Source organism: Aeromonas sp. sia0103 (assembly GCF_963895295.1).
Lineage (GTDB): Bacteria > Pseudomonadota > Gammaproteobacteria > Enterobacterales > Aeromonadaceae > Aeromonas > Aeromonas encheleia.
This window is the reverse complement of record NZ_CAWQKG010000011.1, coordinates 90,633-110,978: the sequence shown is the minus strand read 5'-3', so window position 1 is coordinate 110,978 and position 20,346 is coordinate 90,633. Positions and strand designations below refer to the sequence as shown.

Below are 20,346 nucleotides of genomic sequence, written 5' to 3'. Positions count from 1 at the left end.
ATTTCCGGCACGGCGGCAGGCACTCTGCGCCGCGCTGTACCGGAACTCGGCTCCTCAAGGATCCGCAACTGAAAAAGGGCCATGGCGACATGGCCCTTTTTTGTTATTCTTGCGCCCCTCTCAATCGTCGGAGGCCAAGGTGAACCGTTTCGCTCTCGCCCGTCGGGAAGCAGCCTTCTGCCTGCTGCTCACCCTGCTTTACTTCGTTGCCTGGTATGGCACCGCTTACTTCATCCCGGAAGAGATAGAACTCTGGGATATGCCGCTCTGGTTCCTGCTCAGCTGCATGCTGATGCCACTGCTGTTCATCGGCCTGTGCGGGCTGATGGTGGATCGCCTGTTCATCGAAATCCCGCTGGATACCGAGGAGTCGTCACATGAATCTTGAGTTGATGCTCCCCCTCGTCATCTATCTGGTGCTGGTGCTGGGGGTCGGCTTCTGGGCCAGCCGCCATCGCAGCAACGGGGACTTCGTGCAGGAGTACTTCATCGGCAACCGCAGCATGGGCGGCCTGGTGCTGGCCATGACGCTGGTGGCCACCTATACCTCGGCATCCTCCTTCATCGGCGGGCCCGGCGCCGCCTACAAGATAGGCCTAGGCTGGGTGCTGCTGGCGATGATCCAGCTGCCCACCGTCTGGCTCACCCTGGGGGTGCTCGGCAAGAAATTCGCCATCATAGCCCGCCGGGTCAATGCGGTAACCATCAACGACATGCTGTGGGCCCGCTACCGCAGCAAGTGGGTGGTGGTGCTGGGTTCGGTGACCATCATCCTCGCTTTTATCGCCACCATGGTGGTGCAGTTCATCGGCGGGGCCCGCCTGCTGGAGACCGCCACCGGCCTGAGCTATCAGCAGGGACTCTTCCTGTTTGCCAGCTGCGTGCTGCTCTACACGGTGATCGGCGGCTTTCGCGCCGTGGTGATGACGGATGCGCTGCAGGGCATCATCATGCTGATCGGCACCGGCGCCCTGCTGGCCGGAATACTCATCGCCGGTGACGGCCTGCCGAACCTCATCCATCAACTCAAGGTGATCGATCCCAAGCTGGTCAGCCCGCAGGGGGCAGGCGACATGCTGACCCAGCCCTTCATGCTGAGCTTCTGGGTGCTGGTCTGCATCGGGGTGGTGGGCCTGCCCCACTCGGCCCTGCGCTGCTTCGGCTACCGGGACAGCAAGGCGTTGCACAGAGGCATCCTCATCGGCACCGTGGTCAGCGCCCTGCTGATGTTCGGCATGCATTTGGCCGGCGCCCTGGGGCGCGCCATCCTGCCCGGCATGGACAGCCCGGACAAGATCATGCCCTCGCTGATGATGGAGGTGCTGCCGCCCTGGCTCGCGGGGGTCTTCCTGGCGGCGCCGATGGCGGCCATCATGTCCACCATCGACTCCCAGCTGATCCAGGCCTCGGCGACCCTGGTGAAGGATCTCTACCTCAATTACCTCAATCCTCGCCAAGAGAAGCTGGAGGTGCGCATTCCACGCCTCTCCCTGCTCTGCACCCTGATCCTCGGCACCCTGGTGCTGCTGGCGGCACTGCAACCCCCCGAGATGATCATCTGGCTCAACCTGCTCGCCTTCGGCGGCCTGCAGGCGGTGTTCCTCTGGCCGCTGGTGCTCGGCCTCTACTGGTCGCGGGCCAATGGCCCGGGGGCGCTGGCCAGCATGCTGAGCGGTATCCTCTGCTATGGGGGCCTGAGCCAGTGGGGGATCAAGCTGGCCGGCTTGCACGCCATAGTGCCCAGCCTGGGGCTGGGGCTGGTCGCCTTCATCCTGGTCAGCCTGCTGACGCCGCCACCGGATCAGGCCGTACGCCGATTATTTGATCAGAAATAATAAATGGCTCGATAAAAGGCAGGCACCTATCCCCAAATGGGTGCCTTGCAGGTAAACTGTGCGCTGCATCACAAAATAGCGCCCGTTTATGCCCGTACAGAACGCCAGACAGATCCTGACTCAATCCCTGCAACGACTCGGCTATGCCCTGTTGTTGCCGGTCTCCATCCTGCCGCTGGCCGCCCTGCTCTATCGGCTCGGCCAGCCGGATGTGCTGGATCTGGCGGTGCTCTCCCTCGCGGGTCGCGCCTTGTTCAGCCAGATGCCGCTCATCTATGCGGTGGCCATCGCCTTCGGTCTGAGCCGACAGGGGCAAGGCGCCCAGGCGATGGCCGGGGCGGTCAACTTCCTGCTGCTGAGCTCGGCCCTGGCGACCCTGGCCCCCGGCCTGCATGCGGACATGATCTGCGGCCTGCTGGCGGGGCTGACCACGGCGCTGGTCTGCTCCTGGACCCGCAGCCTGCCCCTGCCCGCCTGGTTGCAACAGTTGCAGGGGGAGCTGCCGGGCCTGCTGCTCTCGGCCCTGATCTGCCTGCTGCTGGTCCTCCCCCTCTCGCTCCTCTGGCCGCTGCTGGAGCAGGGCATCACACTGGTCGCCTCCGATCTGCTCACCACACCGTTTGGCGCCTTCTGCTATGGCGTGCTGAACCGGCTGTTGATCCCCCTCGGCCTGCATCAGGTGCTGGGCAGCCTGGTGGGCCTCGGCGAGAGCAACCTGCAGGCGCTCGCCACCGCCCAGCCCCTGCACGAGGGCTATGTGGCCGGGCTCTACCCGATCATCATGTTCGGTCTGCCCGGTGCCTGTTTCGCCATCTGGCTGCACCGCCAGCGCCTGCAACGGTTGCCACAGGGGGGCCTGCTGCTCACCCTGGCGCTCACCTCGGCCCTGGTCGGCATCACCGAGCCCATCGAATTCCTGTTCGCCTTCGTCGCCCCTTGGCTGTTTCTGACCCATGCCCTGCTCACCGGGATCTCGCTGGGCATCTGCAGCTCACTCGGCATCAAGGTGGGCAGTTACTTCTCCGCCGGGCTGCTGGATCTGGTGCTCAGCTACTCTGCCGGCGAGCACAGCTTCTGGCTGATCCCGCTCGGCATCCTGTTCTTCGTCGCCTATGCCCTGATCTTCTCCCTGCTGCTGGATCACGCCCCCCTCAGCCTGCCGAGCCGCCCCATCGCCGATGAGCTGCCGCGGCTCGCCAACGTGGCACCGACCGATCCGCAGATGCTGGCCATCCAGTACCTCAAGGTGCTGGGAGGGATGGACAACCTGCTGGCCATGAACGTCTGCCTGACCCGCCTCAGCCTGCGGGTGCGCGATATGATGCTGGTGGATCAGCTCCGCCTGACCGGGCTCGGCTGCCTCTCCTGGATCGAGCTGAACGAGCATCAGCTGGTGCTGGTGCTGGGCCCCAACGCCAGCCTGGTCGAGGGGCAGATCCGCATGCTGGCCGAGCGTCAGTCGGTGCCACTCGGCCTCGAGCCCAGCCAGGCGCCCCTCAGCCAGAGCCTCTGATCAGGCGAAGGGCAGCCGCTCGGCGACGAAGTCCATCAGGCTGCGCAGGGCGGGCGCCAGGTGCTCCCGGCTGGGGTAGATGAGGTAGAAGGGGTTGGGCGGTATGGGGTGATCCGGCAGCACCTTCAGCAGGCGCCCCGCGCTGAGATCGTCCCGACAGACGTGATCCGGCAGCAGGGCTATTCCCCCCTGATGCAGGGCCAGCTCTCGCAGCGCCAGCAGGCTGTTGCTGATGCAGGCCCCCTGCGGCCGCCAGCCTCCCTCCTGCAGCGGCCACACCGGCAACGCCGAGTGCACCAGGCAGGCATGGCGCCCCAGCTCCGCCAGCTGCTGCGGCGCACCGTGGCTGGCCAGGTAGCCGGGGGCCGCCACCAGATGGCGCGCCACCTGGCCGATGCGTCGGCAGATGAGGCTGGAGTCTTTCAGCGGCGCCGCCCGCAGCGCCAGATCGTAACCCTCCCCCACCAGATCCAGCTGCTCGTCGCTCAGGGTCAGCTCCAGCACCACCTCGGGGTAGAGGGCGCGAAACTCCGCCAGTATCTTGCCGAGCAGCAGGGTGCCGGTCGCCTCAGGCGCCGTGACCCTCACCCGGCCGGCGGGCGCGCTGCGCAGCCTGGCCATGGCGAGATTGGCGCTGCGCGCCAGGGTCAGCAGCCCCCGGCAGTGCTCCACATAGAGCTCCCCCTGGGGGGTCAGGCTGAGCCTACGGGTGGTGCGCTGCAGCAGGCGCACCCCCAGCTGGGATTCGAGGCGCGAGATCTTCTGGCTCACCGACGACTTGGGCATGCCGAGCACCTCGGCCGCCCCGGTGAAACTGCCCTGCTCCACTACTGTGGCGAACAGCCCCATCAACTCCAGTTCGACATTGTTCATATATTCAAACAGTCTTTCTTGATTACCCATCTTAATGAGGATAATTAACCAGACTAGACTGGCAAGCAATCCCACTCATACCGATTTGAAAGGAATTGCCATGAAAGCCATCGCCCTGACCCATTATCTGCCCAGCGATCACCCCCACTGCTTCATCGAGGCCAACCTGCCCACCCCGACCCCGGGCCCACGGGATCTGCTGGTGAGGGTCAAGGCCACCTCCATCAACCCGGTCGATACCAAGGTGCGCGCCCCCAAGGCCAAGGTGGAGGCGAACCCTCGGGTGCTGGGGTGGGATGCGGTGGGAGAGGTCGTGGCCGTCGGCAGCGAGGTGACCCTGTTCAAGGCCGGCGACAGAGTCTGGTATGCCGGCGACATCAGCCGCCCCGGCAGCAACAGTGCGCTGCAGCTGATCGATGAGCGCATCACCGCCCTCGCCCCGACCAGCCTGACGGATGTGGAGGCCGCCGCCCTGCCGCTGACCGCCATCACCGCCTGGGAGGCGCTGTTCGAGCGCATCGGCCTCAACCGCGAGAACGAGGGACGGCTGCTGATCATCGGCGGCGCCGGCGGCGTCGGCTCCATCGCCATCCAGCTCGCTCGCCAGCTCACCAAGATGGAGGTGATCGCCACCGCCTCACGGCCTGAAACCCGTGATTGGTGCCTGGCCATGGGCGCCCACCAGGTAGTGAGTCATCACAACCTGCAGGCGGAGCTGGCGGGGCTCGGCATCAGCCAGCTCGATGCCATCTTCTGCACCAACGCCACCGAGCAGCACTGGGCCGCCATGGCGAGTCTCATTCGCCCGTTCGGCCACATCTGCACCATCGCCGAGTCCAACGAGCCCTGGGATCTCGGCCTGCTCAAGCCCAAGAGCGCCACCTTCAGCCAGGAGTTCATGTTCACCCGCTCCCTGTTCCAGACCCCGGACATGATAGAGCAGCACCATCTGCTCGGCCGGGTCGCCGCACTGCTGGATGACGGCACGCTCAAGACCACGCTCACCAAGACGATCCCCGAGCTGACCCCGCTTACCCTGGCCCAGGCCCATGCCGAGGTGGAATCCGGCAGCATGCTGGGCAAGCTGGTGATCGACATGGCCGGGTTTGCAGACTAATCCCTAATGGGTAAAAACTGCACCATCATGGGGTGGATTCACCAGTGGCAGGCCCCAAGAGTGCACAGCTCGGCGTAGCGCCAGACCCTTACCACCCAGCCTCCCCCGCGAAAGCGGCATAAAAAAGGGGCCATCCCGCCGGGATGGCCCTAAATACCTGAACGTTGGGGTAACAATCACACACATATCCTTATGCAGGACAGACTAAGCGTTGCAGCTTGCGTGCCAACCCGCCGTTTTTCCACCCGATCACTCCCTTTTCCCGGCCATGAGCGGCCATCAAAAAAAGCCACCCGAAGGTGGCTGAAAAAAGATGACGGAACTTTCATAGAGCAAAGCATTCAGCGGGAACAGGTTGCTTCCCGTCACCCAATGAGGAATACATTAACCGTGCCAACTCGGCAGAGTTCTCTTCCTGCACCATGCCGACATGGGCAAACCACGACAGCACAGGCCCATGATGGTAGACTTCCGCGGTTTCACATTTATGAAGAGTCGACGCCATGCCCTGGATACAAATTCGAATCAACGCCACCGCCAAGACCGCGGACAAGGTGAGCAACATGCTGCTGGGGCGTGGAGCCCAGGCCGTGACCTTTATGGATGCCCAGGATGTTCCCGTCTACGAGCCCCTGCCCGGCGAGACCCCGCTCTGGGGTGAGACCGAGGTAATGGGTCTGTTCGACGCCGAAACTGACCCGGCCCCCACCATCGCCTTCTTCCAGCAGATCTTCGGGGAAGACGTGGGCTACAAGATCGAGCAGCTGGAAGACAAGGACTGGGTGCGCGAGTGGATGGATCACTTCCACCCCATGCAGTTCGGTGAGCGACTCTGGATCTGCCCGAGCTGGCGCGATGTGCCCAACCCGGACGCGGTCAACGTCATGCTGGATCCGGGCCTGGCGTTCGGCACCGGCACCCACCCCACCACGGCGCTCTGCCTGCAGTGGCTGGACGGGCTGGATCTGGCCGGCAAGACGGTGGTCGACTTCGGTTGCGGCTCCGGCATTCTCGGCATCGCCGCCCTGAAACTCGGCGCCGCCCGTGTCATCGGTATCGACATAGATCCCCAAGCCATCCAGGCCAGCCATGACAACGCCGAACGCAACGGCGTCGCCGGCCAGATCGAACTCTACCTGCCGGCTGATCAGCCGCAAGATGTCGAAGCGGACGTGGTGGTCGCCAACATCCTGGCCGGCCCGCTGCGCGAGCTGGCGCCGCTTATCGCCGGCCACGGCAAAGCGGGCAGCCTGATGGCGCTGTCCGGCGTGCTGGAGAGCCAGGCGCCAGAGCTGGAGACCATCTACGGCCAGTGGTTCGACATGGACCCGACCGCGGTGAAAGAGGAGTGGTGCCGCCTCTCAGGTCGCAAGCACGGCTGATGGGTACTGAATCAACTCTGCGGCCGCAAGCAGGGCTGATGGGTACGGCGCCGCCGACAAGGCGCTGAGATCTCTGAAACAACAAGGGCACCCCGGGGTGCCCTTGTTGTTTTCCGGCTCGGCTCCTCTGCCCTCCCCCCACGGAGCTGTATGAGGATGTCAAGGCTGAGCCCGGGCTCACTCTTCTCTCGCCCATAACCGCGTAGAATGTCCTTCCCGACAGCCGATGGTGCCCATTCCGGGAGCGATGAGGCATCAGCCGGCAACCATGCCAGCCCGACCGGAGGCCATTTATGAGCGACTACCAGAAGATGATCAGCAGCCAGCCCTATAACTGCATGGCGCCGGAGCTGGATGCCCTGCGCCGGGAGACGGCCCGCCTGTACCGTCGTTTCAACCGGGCCGAGAAGGAGGCAGAACAGCAGATCCTGCTGCGGGCGCTGATCGGCGAGCTGGCGGAGGGGGCCTTCATCTGCCCGCCGTTCTACTGCACCTATGGCCGCCACATCAGCCTGGGGAAGGATTCCTATATCAACATGGGAGCCACCATGCTGGACAACGCCCCGATCCGCATCGGGGCCGCGGTCATGATAGGGCCGAACGTGCAGATCTACACCGCCGCCCACGCCCTGGCGGCCGATGAACGTATCCAGGGGGTGGAGACGGCGCTGCCGGTCACCATAGAGGACAGGGTCTGGATCGGCGGCGGCGCCATACTGCTGCCGGGGGTCACCATAGGGCGGGAAGCCATCGTCGGTGCCGGTGCCGTGGTGACCCGGGACGTGCCGGCCGGCGCACGGGTGGTGGGCAACCCGGCCCGGATCCTGCCCGCCAAGGCAGCCATGCCAGTGAGCTAGGGGAACAGCTCAAAATCCGCCCATAAAAATAGAGCCCTATGTCATGAGCCACATTGGACTGTAAAAAGGGGCTGCCGGATGCCAGGGACACAGGTCAAAAAACGCCCATAAAAATAAAGCCCAATGTCATCAAGACGTTGGGCTATAAAAAGGTGCTACGGAATTGCGACTCTCATCGCAGAAAATTAGAAGGGGTCGCCTTCTAAACTGGCGAGAGGGATAATAACGGGGCGCAAACGTTTTACGTAGCGTAATCGACCAGGATTGAGAACGGCCTCTCACTATTCAAAAAATTCCCAGCCAACCTCTTTCCCCCCCTTGGCAAGCGCCTATTTATGCGTACAGCCTGATGGTCCTGTCAATAGATGAAAAAAGCCCTGATGCATCAGGGCTTTTTGCTTCAACAGGCCTCGTTTAGAAGTGCCGGATGAACTCGTTTAGCGGTAGCTCGCGCAGCTTGCGCGCCTCCAGCATGGGGGTGCCGAGGTAGAGGAAGCCCACCAGCTGATCCGCCGGCGCCAAGCCCAGCCCGGCATTGACCCGCTCATCGAAGATGAACCAGCCGGAGCGCCAGATGCCGTTGAACCCCTGCGCCTGGGCCGCCATCTGCATCGCCATCAGGGCGCAACCGGCGGAGAGCTCCTGCTCCAGCTTGGGCACCTTGGGGTGATCCTGATGACGGGTCGCCACCGCTACCAGCAGGGGGGCCCGCAGCGGCGCCTCCCGGCTCTTCTTGATGCTCTCTTCGTCTTCGCCACGGGCGCGGGCGGCCTCGGCCAGCACGGCCCCCAGCCGTTCACGCCCCTCCCCTTCAAACAGAATGAACTGCCAAGGGGTCAGGGTGCCGTGATCCGGCGCGCGCAGGCCCGCCTTGAGGATGTTGTCGAGCACCTCGCCGCTCGGCGCCGGGGTGGTCAGGCGGCCACAGGAGTGGCGGTTGAGCAGCAGTGTCAGTGCATCCATTCGATGCTCCTTCTTGGTCATGAGGGCGGTGAACCGCCCTGTCGATAGGGTCAGAACGGCTTGGAGAGGTTGATGCGCCATTCCCAGATGTTGAGCCCATCCTGCCCAATGCTGGTGTATCCGGCACTGGTGGTCAGGGTAGCTTCGCCGCCGATCAGGGTACGCATCCCCAGTCGCACAGTGCCGCTGAGCGGTTCGGTGCGCGCCGAGCTGAGATCGCCCGTCAGGATATAGCCATCGTTCGGCCGCTCAAAGCCATAATCTAGCCCCAGCTCCCCATAAGGCATCAGCGGCAGCCCCTTGCTGGTGTAATAGACGCGGCTGAATTCGACCGTCCCCGTCATGTTGCCCTGGTTGTAACTGTCGCTGTCCTGGTCCAGCCGCAGTGCCAGCCCCTGGTAATCCCCCTCCATCCGGTAGCCGTCGCTGCGGTTGTGGCTGTAGTTGATGGCCAGTCGCGGGCGCACCGAGGTCTCTTCCCAGAAGTACTGGCCGGTGGCCCCCAGGCTGCCGCCAACGGAGGTCGAGCCGTAGTCGCCGGACAGGAACAGGAGGTCCTGATTGTTATCCATCCAGCCGTACACCAGGCTGCCATCCAGCATCCAGCTGGCCGACACCGGATACGCCAGATAGGGGCCAATGTTGTAACCGCCGGCGGACAGCCGCATGCCGCCATTGAAGGAGTCCACCTTGCTGTCGACCCGGGCGACGCTAAGGCCGAGGATGAGATCGTTGTCGAGCCGGGTATCCGCCCCCAGGCTGAACACATTGGTCGAGCCCGACATGTCCAGCCCCTCCCGGTGATCCGAGATGTCGTAATAGACCTCGTCCGCCCACAGGTTCCAGCGCCGTCCCTCCGGCAAGGGGACGGGCTGGCTCTGGCTGGCCACCTGGCCCGCCGCCAGCTCGGCACGGGTGAAGGGGCAGGCGGGATATTGATCTCGCTGCTCGGGAGTCAACTGGTCCCGCTCGTCGGCCATCACGCACAGGGTGCGCTCGTTCAGGGCGCGCTCGCTCGCCTGCTGGCCCGCCGTCATCCGGCCCGGCAAGGTGACGGGAGCCGGAAGGGGGATAAAGGGCCGCTCCCCCAGAGGCGGGCGGGTCGGCATCAGCCCCTCGGGCGGCAGGGTGCCGATCGGCGGCTGTACACCACCGGGCAGGGTCGGCATCACTCCCTGGGGCGGCAATGTGCCGATCGGCGGCTGCACGCCACCGGGCAGGGTCGGCATCACACCTTGTGGCGGCAATGTGCCGATCGGTGGCTGTACGCCCCCCGGCAGGGTCGGCATCACCCCCTGGGGTGGCAGGGTGCCGATCGGCGGCTGCACGCCACCGGGCAGGGTCGGCATCACCCCCTGGGGTGGCAGGGTGCCGATCGGCGGCTGTACGCCACCGGGCAGGGTCGGCATCACGCCCTGCGGCGGCAGGGTGCCGATCGGCGGCTGTACACCACCGGGCAGGGTCGGCATCATCCCCTGGGGCGGCAATGTGCCGATCGGCGGTTGCACGCCACCGGGTCGAGTGATACCACCGAGGGGGGGCCGGGTCGGCATCATCCCCTGGGGTGGCAGGGTGCCGATCGGTGGCTGCACGCCACCGGGTCGGTTGATGCCACCGAGGGGGGGCCGGGTCGGCATCAGCCCCTGAGGTGGCAGGGTGCCGATCGGCGGCTGCACACCACCGGGCCGGTTGATCCCACCGAGGGGGGGCCGGGTCGGCATCATCCCCTGAGGTGGCAGGGTGCCGATCGGCGGCTGCACGCCACCGGGCCGGTTGATCCCACCGAGAGGGGGCCGGGTCGGCATCAGTCCCTGGGGCGGCGAGGTCGGCCTGGAGGGCAAGTTCGGCGGGGTGAAGTGGTCCGGGAAGGTGAAGTGGCCGGATTGCTGGTTATCAGTGTCGAGCAGGACCCGCTTGCCACTCGAGTCGACGTAGGCATACAGCTTGTGCGTGCCCCCGTTCTGCGCCTCCGGCGAGACGGTCAGGTGCAGCCCCTTGTGATCCTGCCGCCAGCTGTCGTAGATCTGGCTCTGTTTGGCAGACTCGACCTCGAACTGGCCGGGGGAGATGGCGGAGAGCCAGACGGAATGTTGCTGATCGGCGGTCCAGCCGAGGAAGATGAGCCGTCCCGCGGGGTCGGCGGCGGCGGTGGTGCCGGGCAGGGTCATCGCCATACCCAAGGCGATGGCACTCAGGCGACGACCCGACGCCTGGGTGGGCATCCGTGATTTAGCTAGGCTCATTTGCTTGGTTTCCTTTACCGATTCCAGGTGCATCCGGCACCCGACAGAGAATTCCCATTGATAGACGGCGCCCATTGCCCGCTTCAGGGGCTCGCCGGGATCTTGCCTATCTTCCCATCTGCGCCCTGCCCCAATGGCATTCGCCCATGCAATGGATACAAACAGAGAACGTTTGAATACCACAAATACAACAATACCGTCCCCGGTGAAACTGCCCGGACCGGGGTGAGCCATAAAAAAAGGGACCCATTGGCCCCTTTCTTACCCGACGAGCCGGCTCAGATGACGGCGGCCAGCTCGGCCCCCTGACGGATGGCCCGCTTGGCATCCAGCTCGGCGGCCACGTCGGCGCCACCTATGATGTGTACCGGCTTGCCTGCCGCCTGCAAGCCGGCTTGCAGCTCCTTGAGCGGCTCCTGCCCGGCGCAGATGATCACCTGATCCACCGGCAGGCACTGCCGGATTTCACCCACCTGAATGTGCAGGCCCTCGTCGTCGATGCGCAGGTACTGGACGCCGGAGAGCATCTGCACCTTGCGGTTCTTGAGCACGGTTCTGTGGATCCAACCGGTGGTCTTGCCCAGGCCGTCCCCCACCTTGCTTTCTTTTCGCTGCAGCAGCCAGATCTGGCGCTCGGGGGCGTCGATCTCGGGGGCCATCAGGCCACCGCGTTCGCCAAACTGCTTGTCGATGCCCCACTCCTTGAGCCAGTGATCGCGGCTGCGATCCCCCTTGCCCTCTACCAGATATTCGGCCACGTCGAAGCCGATGCCGCCGGCACCGATCACCGCCACCTTGTCGCCCACCGGCTTGTGATCCCGCAGCACGTCTATGTAATTGAGCACCTTGGGATGCTCTATGCCTGGGATGTTCGGAGTGCGCGGGCGTATGCCGGTGGCGAGGATCACCTCGTCAAAGCCGCCGCCGAGCAGGCTCTCGGCACTCTGGCGCTGACCGAGGTAGAGCTCGACGCCGCACTTCTCCAGCCGTTTGGCGAAGTAGCGCAGGGTCTCGTGAAACTCCTCCTTGCCCGGGATCTGCTTGGCGAAGTTGAACTGGCCACCGATCTCGCTCGCCTGATCGAACAGGCTCACCTGATGGCCGCGCTCGGCGGCGTAGCAGGCAAACGCCAGCCCGGCCGGGCCCGCCCCCACCACCGCCAGCTTCTTGGGCTGGGGCACGCGGCCGAAATTGAGTTCGGTCTCGAAACAGGCGCGGGGATTGACCAGGCAGGAGGCGCGCTTCTGCTTGAACACGTGATCCAGGCAGGCCTGGTTGCAGGCGATGCAGGTGTTGATCTCGTCCGCCCGGTTCTCGGCGGCCTTGATGACAAATTCAGGGTCGGCCAGGAAGGGGCGCGCCATAGAGACCATGTCCGCCTCCCCCTGGGCCAATATGCGCTCGGCCACCTCGGGGGTATTGATCCGGTTGGTGGTGATAAGCGGCACCTTGAGGTGCTTCTTCAGCTCGGCCGTCACCCAGCTGAAGGCGCCGCGCGGCACGCTGGTGGCTATGGTGGGAATGCGCGCCTCGTGCCAGCCGATGCCGGTGTTGATCAGGGTCACGCCGACCTGCTCCAGCGCCTTGCCCAGCGCAATCACCTCTTCCAGGGTGGAGCCCTGCTCCACCAGATCCAGCATGGAGAGGCGGAAGATGATGATGAAGTCCGTGCCCACCCGCTCGCGAATGGCGCGCACTATCTCCAGCGGGAAGCGCATGCGGTTGTCATTGTTGCCACCCCAGCCGTCGCTGCGCTGGTTGGTACGCTCGCAGATGAACTGGTTGATGAGATAGCCTTCCGAGCCCATCACCTCGACCCCGTCATAGCCCGCCGCCTTGGCGAGGGCCGCGGTGGTGGCGAAGTCGCGAATGGTGCCACGGATCTGGCGCTCGCTCATGGCGCGCGGCTTGAACGGGGAGATGGGAGCCCTGAGGGCGCTCGGCGCCAGGCTGAACGGATGATAGGCATAGCGCCCGGCATGGAGGATCTGCAGCGCTATCTTGCCCCCCTCCTGATGCACGGCCGCGGTCACCTTCTTGTGCTTGGCGACCTGCCAGGGGAAGCTCAGCTGTGAGCCATGGGGCACCAGCCGGCCACGCAGATTCGGCGCTATGCCCCCGGTGACGATGAGGCCGACGCCGCCGCGGGCCCGCTCGGCATAGAAGGCGGCCAGCTTGTCGAAGCCGCCCTTCTCCTCTTCGAGGCCGGTGTGCATGGAGCCCATCAGCACCCGGTTGCGCAACTGGGTGAAACCGAGATCGAGGGGGGCCAGCAGGTTCGGGTAGCGGCTCATGATGCGGCTCCTTGCAAGACCGGGGCACAGGGGATCGCGAGCACGCTGCGACGCGAGGGGGTACAAGCTGGATCGAGGGGGGTCGGCAACGTCGGGTAGCGGCTCACAGGGCCTCCAGTTAATTTTTTGTTATCAAACTGAGGCTAGAGTAAAGAATCGAAATTTCTTTTTCAAACAAATGTTTGGACATTTTTTCAGCGAACAGGCGTGTTCCGAAGAGTGGGGGGCGGATCGCCCCCAAGCGGAAATGGCAATTGACGGGCCAACTGGTTAATAATGGCCCTTCTCTACCCATTAACAGGGCGATAACGCGGCTATGTCTATTTTCAAAGGTCTGGGGTGGCTGTTTCGCAGCCTCTGGCGTCTGCTCAATTTTACCCGGCTGATGCTGGTCAATCTGCTGTTTCTCATCATAGTGCTGGTTATCGTCTTCAGTGTCGGCCAGACAGAGGCACCCAATACCCCCATCGAGGGCGCCCTCACCCTCAATCTCGCCGGCGTACTGGTCGAACAGCGCACCCAAACCGATCCGACCGTGCAGCTGCTCAAGCAGGTGGACAAGAGCGACGATCAGCCGAGCGAAATCGTCCTCGCCGATCTGCTGTGGGCCATTCACAGCGCCAAGGATGACGATCGCATCAAGGCGCTGGTGCTCAAGCCCCAGGGGCTGCAAGGCTCCAGCCTCTCCAAGCTGCAGGAGGTGGCGAATGCCATCGACGAGTTCAAGGAGAGCGGCAAACCGGTCATCGCCATGGCCGACTACTACAGCCAGGGCGCCTACCTGCTCGCCGCCCACGCCGATCACGTGCTGCTCAACCAGAGCGGCGCCGTGCTGATCGAGGGGCTCGGCGTCTACCAGACCTACTTCAAGTCGGCGCTGGAGAAGCTCAACGTCACCCCCCACGTGTTCAAGGTCGGCACCTACAAGTCCTTCGTCGAGCCCTACATCCGCGATGAGATGTCCCCGGAGAGCAAGGAGGCGAACCAGCGCTGGCTGGATCAACTGTGGCAATCCTATGTGACCGACGTGGCCGGGCAGCGGGAGATAGAGCCCGACGCCGTCGCCCCGAGCAAGGAGCGCTTCCTCGAGCTGCTGCGCAAGGCCGGTGGCAATGCCGCCAGCTACGCCCTCGACAACGGCCTGGTGGATCAGCTCGCCACCCGCGACGAGATGACCCAGGCGGTCATCAAGGAAGTGGGGGAAGACGAGGAGCACGGCTGGAAAGGGGTCGGCCTGAAGGAGTATCTGGCCGCCCTCCCCGAGCAATATCCCCAGAGCGGCAAGGATGAGGTGGGCCTCATCGTCGCCAGCGGCGCCATCATGGATGGGGTCCAGCCTGCCGGCACCATAGGCGGTGACAGCCTGGCCGATCTGCTGGCCGATGCCCGCCGCGACGATCAGGTCAAGGCCCTGGTGCTGCGGGTCGACAGCCCCGGCGGCAGCGCCTTCGCCGCCGAGCAGATCCGCGCCGAGCTGCTGGCCCTGAAACAAGCGGGCAAGCCGGTGGTCATCTCCATGGGCAGCTACGCCGCCTCCGGGGGCTACTGGATCTCCGCCGATGCGGACAAGATCTTCGCCTCCCCCACCACCCTCACCGGCTCCATCGGGGTGTTTGGCATGTTCGCCACCATCGACAAGGCGCTCTCCCAGTTCGGGGTGCACACCGACGGCGTCGGCACCACCGACTTCGCCGGCGTCGGCCTGACCCGGGCCCTGCCGGAGCACGTCGGTCAGGCCATCCAGCTGAGTGTGGAAGACACCTACCAGCGCTTCGTCGGCCTGGTCGGCAAGGGCCGGGGCCTGAGCCCGGAAGAGGCGGAGAAAGCCGCCGAAGGCCGGGTCTGGACCGGCCAGGATGCCAAGGATCTTGGCCTGGTGGACGAGTTCGGCAACCTGGACGACGCCCTCAAGGCCGCCGCCGAGCTGGCCAACCTCAAGAGCTGGCAGGTGACCCCCATCGAGCAGGAAGAGTCGGCGAGGGACAGGTTCCTGCGCGAGCTGTTCGACAGCAGCGCCCGGGCGCTGGCCCCGCATCTGCAGAGCTGGCTGCCCGCCGGTCTGGGCAAGGCCATGCTGGAGCTCAACCGGGGTCTCGATCCGCTGACCCGCTTCAACGATCCGCAAGGCACCTATGCCTTCTGCCCGGTCTGCCAGCCCTGAGCCGGCAGCGACAACAAAAAAACCGCCTTCTGGCGGTTTTTTTATCTGCGAACTTGGGCCAGGCGGCCCGGCTCACAACAGGCCGGCGTCGACCCAGTGCTGCAGCTCGGCCAGCACCCGGGTCTCCCGCACCGTCCACTGGGGACAGGGGCCGGCCAGCTGGGTCTTGTTGCGCTGCAGCGCCTCATCCAGCGCGAACCAGCCGGGGGTGAAGCCGAGCCGGATCTCGTAGGGCTGGGGCCGCGGCTCGCTCCACGCCTCCCCCAAGCGGCAGAGGTAGTAGAAGGAGTGGATGCAGTAGGCGTCATAATCCGCCTCGCGGGCGGCGCGAAACTCCCGCGTCTCCCCCAGCAGCACCCCCACCTCCAGCAGCTCGGCGCCGCACTCCTCGCGCAGCTCGCGGGCCAGCGCGGTGCCGTGGCACTCCCCCGCCTCGACGCCGCCGCCCGGGAACATGAGATCGCCATTGACCCTGGAGTGCACCAGCAGCAGCTCATCGCCGCGCAGCACCACGGCTCGGACTGTGGTGCGCTCGAGCACCCGTCCGTCGCCGACGACCTGAGCATGGAACAGACGAATGTCGAAGGGATCGCTCCACTCCGGTGATGACTCAAGCACGTTCATAGCGGACGGTAGACCCCCTGTTGGAGCTGCTGGACTATGGTGGCGGCCAGCCGATCGCCGGCATCCTGCTCACCCTTGCCGATGGCGTGGTAGATCCCGAGCCGGTTGGCCGAGAGCTCGGGGCTGTCCTGAAACGACTCGCTCACCTTGCCCCACTGATAGGCCAGCCCGAACTCCTGCTGCCTCATGTAGAGGGTGCTGAGGGAGGTGAGGATGCGGCTGTTGATCTTGTCCCCCTCCCGATAGAGGCTGAGGGCGTGGTGCATCAGCGCTATGGCCTTGCGCGGCTCGCGCTGGGCATAGATGCCCCCCAACGCCAGCTGCAGCTCGGGCTCCTCCAACGCGGGGCTGCCCTCCAGCGCGAGGAAGCTGGCCCGCGCCTGCGGGTTGCGATGATGGGTCCAGTGCCAGAGCAGCAGGTAGGGATCCCGGGAGGCCCGGGTCTGCACCGCCAGCTGCTCCAGCTGGGTGCCGGCGGCCAGCATACCCTCCACCCTGGGGCTCTTCTGCTCCCTTGCCCGCTTGTACTCGACGTTGGTGGAGTGCTCGGCGCACTGCAGGTAGCGCTCCAGACTCAGCATCAGTGCGTAGCTGTCCCGGTCCGAACCCTCTTCCTGCAGGCGGTAGCGGGCCTGGATGACCTCACCGCGCTCGGGGCGACACCAGCCGTCGTCCACCAGATCCACGCAGAGCTGCTGATGATGGGCACAGATGTCGTGGGTCCGATCGCCGTCGCAGGCCATCAGCGTCAGACAACAGGACAGGCCGAGCAGTAACGGACGCAGGGAAAATGGGGTCATGGCTCACTTCTGGTTGGTAACAATCGCAACCCGCCATGGCCACCGCCAACTAGCAAACAGGCTACATATCCATTACAATGCGCGCGCCGTATAAGGCCGCGACTGCAGAATAATATAACGAAATGAACGGCCCTACACCGATCTGCATTCGACGAATTTCAATTTGCCCCGGCAATTTGCTTCAACAACGTGAAATAAAGGATCTGGTTAATGACCCACGAGCACTACTTGCAGGCGTGGCAGGAGAGCCAGGAGCTCGCCGAAGCCATGCAACCCTTGATCGGTCGTCTCTACCGCCAGCAAGGGATAGAGATCACCATCTTTGGACGCCCCCTGCAAAACGCCTCCACCATCGACATCCTCAAGGCCCACAGGGTCGTTCGCCGCCACCAGGGCACTCCCCTCCCGATCCAGCAGAGCTTCCCCCTGCTGCAAGCCATCCTCGCCCTGAACCCGACCGCCGCCGAGATAGACATCGGCAAGCTGGCCGTCGGTTACTGGCAGGATCACCAGGACGAGGCCGGCCTCGACGACTACCTGCGCGCCCAGCTGGCACCGGCGCTGCACGGCACCGTGCCCTCCGCGACCGACGTGGTGCTGTACGGCTTCGGCCGCATCGGCCGCCTGCTGGCCCGGCTGCTGATCGAGCGCACCGGCGCCGCCAACTCCCTGCGCCTGCGGGCCATAGTAGTGCGCGGCGGCCGCGAGGGGGATCTGGAGAAGCGCGCCAGCCTGCTGCGCCGCGACTCGGTGCACGGCCCCTTCAACGGCTCCATCGAGGTGGATGCAGCGCGCAGCGCCATCATCGCCAACGGCACCTTCATCCAGGTGATCTACGCCAATAGCCCGGCCGACATCGACTACACAGCCTATGGTATCCAGAACGCGCTGATCGTCGACAACACCGGGGTCTGGCGCGATGAGGCGGGCCTTTCCGAGCACCTCAAGGCGCGCGGCGCCGCCCGCGTGCTGCTGACCGCCCCCGGCAAGGGCGAGATGAAAAACGTGGTGTTCGGGGTCAACCACCAGGTGATCACCCAGGACGATCGCATCATCTCCGCCGCCTCCTGCACCACCAACGCCATCACCCCGGTGCTCAAGGTGATGCAGGACAGGTACGGCATCCGCCACGGTCACGTGGAAACGGTGCACTCCTACACCAACGATCAGAACCTGATCGACAACTATCACCAGGGCGAGCGCCGTGGCCGCAGTGCCGCGCTCAACATGGTGATGACCAGCACAGGCGCCGCCAAGGCGGTGGCCAAGGCGCTGCCCGAGCTCAAGGGCAAGCTGACCGGCAACGCCATCCGGGTGCCGACCCCCAATGTGTCGCTGGCCATCATCAACCTGTCGCTGGAGCAGGCTACCGACCGGGACAGCCTCAACGCCTATCTGCAGCAGATGGCGCTGAGCTCGGCCCTGCATCGCCAGATCGATTTCAGCGCCAGCACCGAGCTGGTCTCCTCCGACATGGTGGGTTCCCGCTTCGCGGGCATAGTGGACTCCCAGGCCACCATCGCCGAGGGGGATCACTGCGTGCTGTACGTGTGGTATGACAACGAGTTCGGGTACAGTTGTCAGGTGGTACGGGTGATGGAGCAGATGGCCGGCGTGGTACGCCAGGATCTGCCTGCCTGATCCCTTCATGGCTCAATTTGCAAGGAGAGGCCGATGTCGTTTCAACAGGTGATAGGGCAGATGCCCAAGGAAGTGTACGAGCGGCTCAAGACCGCGGTCGAACTTGGCAAGTGGCCGGACGGCCAGCCCCTCACCGAGGAGCAGAAGGCCACCTCCCTGCAGGCGGTGATGGCCTGGCAGGCGATGCACCTCGACAATCCCGAGCACATGAACATAGGCCGCGATGGCGAGATAGTGATGAAGAGCAAGAGCGAGCTCAAGCGTCAGTATCGTGACGAGGAAGAGATAGTCCGTATCGAGATCAGTCACTGAGCCTTGCCGCGAGCCCTGGCTCGCACGCCATAGCAAAGAGGGGAGCCATAATGGCTCCCCTCTCTTTTCCTCTCCCCCTCATGGTGAGGAGGCCAGAAGCTGTTCACGACCTGTCGCGAGAAGGCGTCAGCAAGGTGAAGAGCAGCGCAGGAACCGGAGCGTATAGATATACGTGAGCCCTCTTGTTCACAAACACGCGAGCAGCACATGAGCCTTGATCACGGCTTCGCAGTAAGATCGTGGACAGTTTCTCAGGGCGTCAGCTCGCCGCGCAGGGACTGCTGCATCAGCTCGCGGATGCGCGGCGCCGGCAAGTCCTGGCTCAGCAGGAAGTGCAGCTTGGTCAGCGCCGCCTCGGCGGTCATGTCGAAGCCCGAGATGACCCCGGCCCGGGAGAGCGCGTTGCCGGTGGCATAGCCGCCCATGTTGACCTTGCCGTGCAGGCACTGGCTCAGGTTGACGATGATGACGCCACGGGCCGAGGCCTCGGACAAGAGCGCCAGCATGGCCGGATTCTGTGGCGCGTTGCCCACCCCGAACGACAGCAGGATCAGCGCCCGCACCGGTTGCTGCAAGATGTTGGCGATCACCTCGCTGGAGATGCCGGGATAGAGCGTCACCACGCCGATGGGCTGGGGGGTGATGTCGTGCAGCACCAGGGCACGCTCGGACGCCACCCCCAGCTCCCCCGCCTCCAGCGCGATGGCGATGCCGGCGTTGAGCAGCGGCGGGTAGTTCGGCGAGTCGAAGGCGTGGAAGCCGTCCGCATGCACCTTCTTGCTGCGGTTGCCACGATAGAGCTGGTTGTTGAAGAACAGCGTCACCTCGTGGATCGGGTAGTTAGCGGCGATGTAGAGCGCATTGAGCAGATTCTGCTGGCCGTCCGAGCGCAGCTCGGCGAGCGGGATCTGGGAGCCGGTGATGATGACCGGCTTGTGCAGATCTTCCAGCATGAAGGAGAGCGCCGAGGCGGTAAACGACATGGTGTCGGTGCCGTGCAGGATCACGAAGCCGTCGTACTTCTCGTAGTTGTCGCGAATGTCCTCGGCGATGCGCTGCCAGTCCGCCGGGGTCATGTCGGAGGAGTCGATGAGGGGAGCATATTCATGAATGTGGTAATCGGGCATCTCGGCTCGATGAAACTCGGGCATCCGTGCCAGACAGTCTTCCATAAAGCCCGCCATCGGCACATAACCGTGGTCGGAACGCTGCATCCCTATGGTGCCGCCTGTGTAGGCGATGTAGATAGACTTCTTCACACCCTCTCCTCTCTATGGGCTGGAAACCGGCAAATCATATAGGGATCACCCGATTTCTTCACTTCCTATTCCTCTCCCAGACGGGAAAGCGGCGAGTCGTCACCCGCTGGCAACGCGGCCGTTTCGCATCATGTCGCTCGCCTCGCGATGAGCCGACAACCGGCGAATGAGGCAGTGAGCAAGCGGCCTCGTCATCGCCACTTTGTCGAGGGCGTCTAAGCCGTCTGAGCATCAAAGTCGACGCCCAAAAAGGAGCGTCGCCGGCAGGTTTTTTAGGGCCGGATCCGGCTTTCTTAAAAAGTGATAAATATCACAACAATGTTAAAAAACAACCATTAATCTGACAAATATGGATGGAGTTGGTATTTTTTGCTACTATCCGGCGGATTTTGATTAAATCACCTCTGGATGCCTGATGGAATCAGGCTCGTATAAACCCCATATCCACATGGGGTGGGGCCTGTCGCCCCTC

General features: G+C 64.2%; 16 protein-coding genes. 9 read left to right on the top strand and 7 right to left on the bottom strand.

What is annotated here, in order from left to right; translation table 11 throughout:
- The first annotated feature begins 139 nt into the window (after positions 1 to 139).
- From AACW18_RS03140 to AACW18_RS03130, 3 genes are all read left to right on the top strand, one after another.
- On the top strand, positions 140 to 388 hold the full coding sequence (locus tag AACW18_RS03140; protein WP_218290538.1) for a YhdT family protein: 249 nt from the start codon (positions 140 to 142) through the stop codon (positions 386 to 388).
- Positions 378 to 1,835 (top strand): sodium/pantothenate symporter, encoded by a 1,458-nt coding sequence (gene panF / locus AACW18_RS03135; protein WP_042652826.1) that lies wholly within the window; start codon positions 378 to 380, stop codon positions 1,833 to 1,835. The genes AACW18_RS03140 and panF overlap by 11 nt, the downstream gene beginning before the upstream one ends.
- 88 nt (positions 1,836 to 1,923) lie before the next feature.
- On the top strand, positions 1,924 to 3,348 hold the full coding sequence (locus AACW18_RS03130; RefSeq protein WP_042652827.1) for a PTS transporter subunit EIIC: 1,425 nt from the start codon (positions 1,924 to 1,926) through the stop codon (positions 3,346 to 3,348).
- Here the strand turns inward: AACW18_RS03130 and AACW18_RS03125 are convergent, their stop codons facing one another.
- Positions 3,349 to 4,221: a LysR family transcriptional regulator gene (locus AACW18_RS03125; protein ID WP_042652828.1), complete on the bottom strand. Its 873-nt coding sequence runs from the start codon at positions 4,219 to 4,221 to the stop codon at positions 3,349 to 3,351.
- 100 nt (positions 4,222 to 4,321) lie between these two features.
- Here AACW18_RS03125 and AACW18_RS03120 point away from each other — a divergent pair, with 100 nt between their 5' ends.
- The 3 genes from AACW18_RS03120 to AACW18_RS03110 all read left to right on the top strand — a co-directional run bounded on the left by AACW18_RS03120 (position 4,322) and on the right by AACW18_RS03110 (position 7,577).
- Positions 4,322 to 5,338, top strand: a complete 1,017-nt coding sequence (locus tag AACW18_RS03120) for a zinc-binding alcohol dehydrogenase family protein (RefSeq protein WP_218387823.1) — start codon at positions 4,322 to 4,324, stop codon at positions 5,336 to 5,338.
- Positions 5,339 to 5,841: 503 nt separating this feature from the next.
- Positions 5,842 to 6,720, top strand: a complete 879-nt coding sequence (gene prmA, locus AACW18_RS03115) for a 50S ribosomal protein L11 methyltransferase (protein ID WP_218387822.1) — start codon at positions 5,842 to 5,844, stop codon at positions 6,718 to 6,720.
- A gap of 293 nt (positions 6,721 to 7,013) precedes the next feature.
- Positions 7,014 to 7,577, top strand: coding sequence for a sugar O-acetyltransferase (locus AACW18_RS03110; RefSeq protein WP_218387821.1), 564 nt, complete (start codon positions 7,014 to 7,016; stop codon positions 7,575 to 7,577).
- Positions 7,578 to 7,991: 414 nt separating this feature from the next.
- Here the strand turns inward: AACW18_RS03110 and AACW18_RS03105 are convergent, their stop codons facing one another.
- The 3 genes from AACW18_RS03105 to AACW18_RS03095 all read right to left on the bottom strand — a co-directional run bounded on the left by AACW18_RS03105 (position 7,992) and on the right by AACW18_RS03095 (position 13,077).
- Positions 7,992 to 8,540, bottom strand: coding sequence for an NAD(P)H nitroreductase (locus AACW18_RS03105; protein WP_042652833.1), 549 nt, complete (start codon positions 8,538 to 8,540; stop codon positions 7,992 to 7,994).
- 50 nt (positions 8,541 to 8,590) lie between these two features.
- Complete coding sequence (locus AACW18_RS03100; RefSeq protein WP_256351753.1) at positions 8,591 to 10,783, bottom strand: autotransporter outer membrane beta-barrel domain-containing protein; 2,193 nt, start codon at positions 10,781 to 10,783, stop codon at positions 8,591 to 8,593.
- 278 nt (positions 10,784 to 11,061) lie between these two features.
- Positions 11,062 to 13,077, bottom strand: coding sequence for an NADPH-dependent 2,4-dienoyl-CoA reductase (locus tag AACW18_RS03095; protein ID WP_218387820.1), 2,016 nt, complete (start codon positions 13,075 to 13,077; stop codon positions 11,062 to 11,064).
- Between the two features lie 316 nt (positions 13,078 to 13,393).
- Between AACW18_RS03095 and sppA the strand changes: the two genes are divergently transcribed.
- On the top strand, positions 13,394 to 15,238 hold the full coding sequence (sppA, locus tag AACW18_RS03090) for a signal peptide peptidase SppA (RefSeq protein ID WP_218387819.1): 1,845 nt from the start codon (positions 13,394 to 13,396) through the stop codon (positions 15,236 to 15,238).
- 72 nt (positions 15,239 to 15,310) lie between these two features.
- Here the strand turns inward: sppA and AACW18_RS03085 are convergent, their stop codons facing one another.
- A complete protein-coding gene (locus AACW18_RS03085) occupies positions 15,311 to 15,862 on the bottom strand; it encodes an NUDIX domain-containing protein (RefSeq protein ID WP_218387818.1) in 552 nt (183 codons plus the stop codon).
- Positions 15,859 to 16,662 carry a DUF2989 domain-containing protein gene (locus AACW18_RS03080; RefSeq protein WP_218387817.1) on the bottom strand — a complete coding sequence of 268 codons (804 nt, stop codon included), beginning with the start codon at positions 16,660 to 16,662 and terminating at the stop codon, positions 15,859 to 15,861. Before AACW18_RS03080 ends, AACW18_RS03085 begins: the two co-directional genes overlap by 4 nt.
- 210 nt (positions 16,663 to 16,872) lie before the next feature.
- On the opposite strand from AACW18_RS03080, the gene AACW18_RS03075 reads away from it, so the two are divergent.
- Positions 16,873 to 18,303, top strand: a complete 1,431-nt coding sequence (locus AACW18_RS03075) for a glyceraldehyde-3-phosphate dehydrogenase (RefSeq protein ID WP_218387816.1) — start codon at positions 16,873 to 16,875, stop codon at positions 18,301 to 18,303.
- Between the two features lie 33 nt (positions 18,304 to 18,336).
- A complete protein-coding gene (locus tag AACW18_RS03070) occupies positions 18,337 to 18,615 on the top strand; it encodes a YeaC family protein (RefSeq protein WP_218387815.1) in 279 nt (92 codons plus the stop codon).
- A 251-nt stretch (positions 18,616 to 18,866) separates the two neighbouring features.
- Here AACW18_RS03070 and ansA read toward each other — a convergent pair whose 3' ends face one another.
- Positions 18,867 to 19,874, bottom strand: a complete 1,008-nt coding sequence (ansA, locus tag AACW18_RS03065; RefSeq protein ID WP_218387814.1) for an asparaginase — start codon at positions 19,872 to 19,874, stop codon at positions 18,867 to 18,869.
- Positions 19,875 to 20,346 lie beyond the last annotated feature (472 nt).

Bases quoted from the DNA above. Each gene is read 5' to 3' on its own strand.
- AACW18_RS03125 (WP_042652828.1), bottom strand. From the start codon at position 4,221: ATGAACAATGTCGAACTGGAGTTGATGGGGCTGTTCGCCACAGTAGTG.
- AACW18_RS03080 (WP_218387817.1), bottom strand. From the start codon at position 16,662: ATGACCCCATTTTCCCTGCGTCCGTTACTGCTCGGCCTGTCCTGTTGT.
- AACW18_RS03075 (WP_218387816.1), top strand. From the start codon at position 16,873: ATGACCCACGAGCACTACTTGCAGGCGTGGCAGGAGAGCCAGGAGCTC.
- AACW18_RS03105 (WP_042652833.1), bottom strand. From the start codon at position 8,540: ATGGATGCACTGACACTGCTGCTCAACCGCCACTCCTGTGGCCGCCTG.
- AACW18_RS03110 (WP_218387821.1), top strand. From the start codon at position 7,014: ATGAGCGACTACCAGAAGATGATCAGCAGCCAGCCCTATAACTGCATG.
- AACW18_RS03120 (WP_218387823.1), top strand. From the start codon at position 4,322: ATGAAAGCCATCGCCCTGACCCATTATCTGCCCAGCGATCACCCCCAC.
- prmA (WP_218387822.1), top strand. From the start codon at position 5,842: ATGCCCTGGATACAAATTCGAATCAACGCCACCGCCAAGACCGCGGAC.
- AACW18_RS03095 (WP_218387820.1), bottom strand. From the start codon at position 13,077: ATGAGCCGCTACCCGAACCTGCTGGCCCCCCTCGATCTCGGTTTCACC.
- AACW18_RS03100 (WP_256351753.1), bottom strand. From the start codon at position 10,783: ATGAGCCTAGCTAAATCACGGATGCCCACCCAGGCGTCGGGTCGTCGC.
- AACW18_RS03070 (WP_218387815.1), top strand. From the start codon at position 18,337: ATGTCGTTTCAACAGGTGATAGGGCAGATGCCCAAGGAAGTGTACGAG.
- AACW18_RS03085 (WP_218387818.1), bottom strand. From the start codon at position 15,862: ATGAACGTGCTTGAGTCATCACCGGAGTGGAGCGATCCCTTCGACATT.
- sppA (WP_218387819.1), top strand. From the start codon at position 13,394: ATGTCTATTTTCAAAGGTCTGGGGTGGCTGTTTCGCAGCCTCTGGCGT.
- panF (WP_042652826.1), top strand. From the start codon at position 378: ATGAATCTTGAGTTGATGCTCCCCCTCGTCATCTATCTGGTGCTGGTG.
- AACW18_RS03130 (WP_042652827.1), top strand. From the start codon at position 1,924: ATGCCCGTACAGAACGCCAGACAGATCCTGACTCAATCCCTGCAACGA.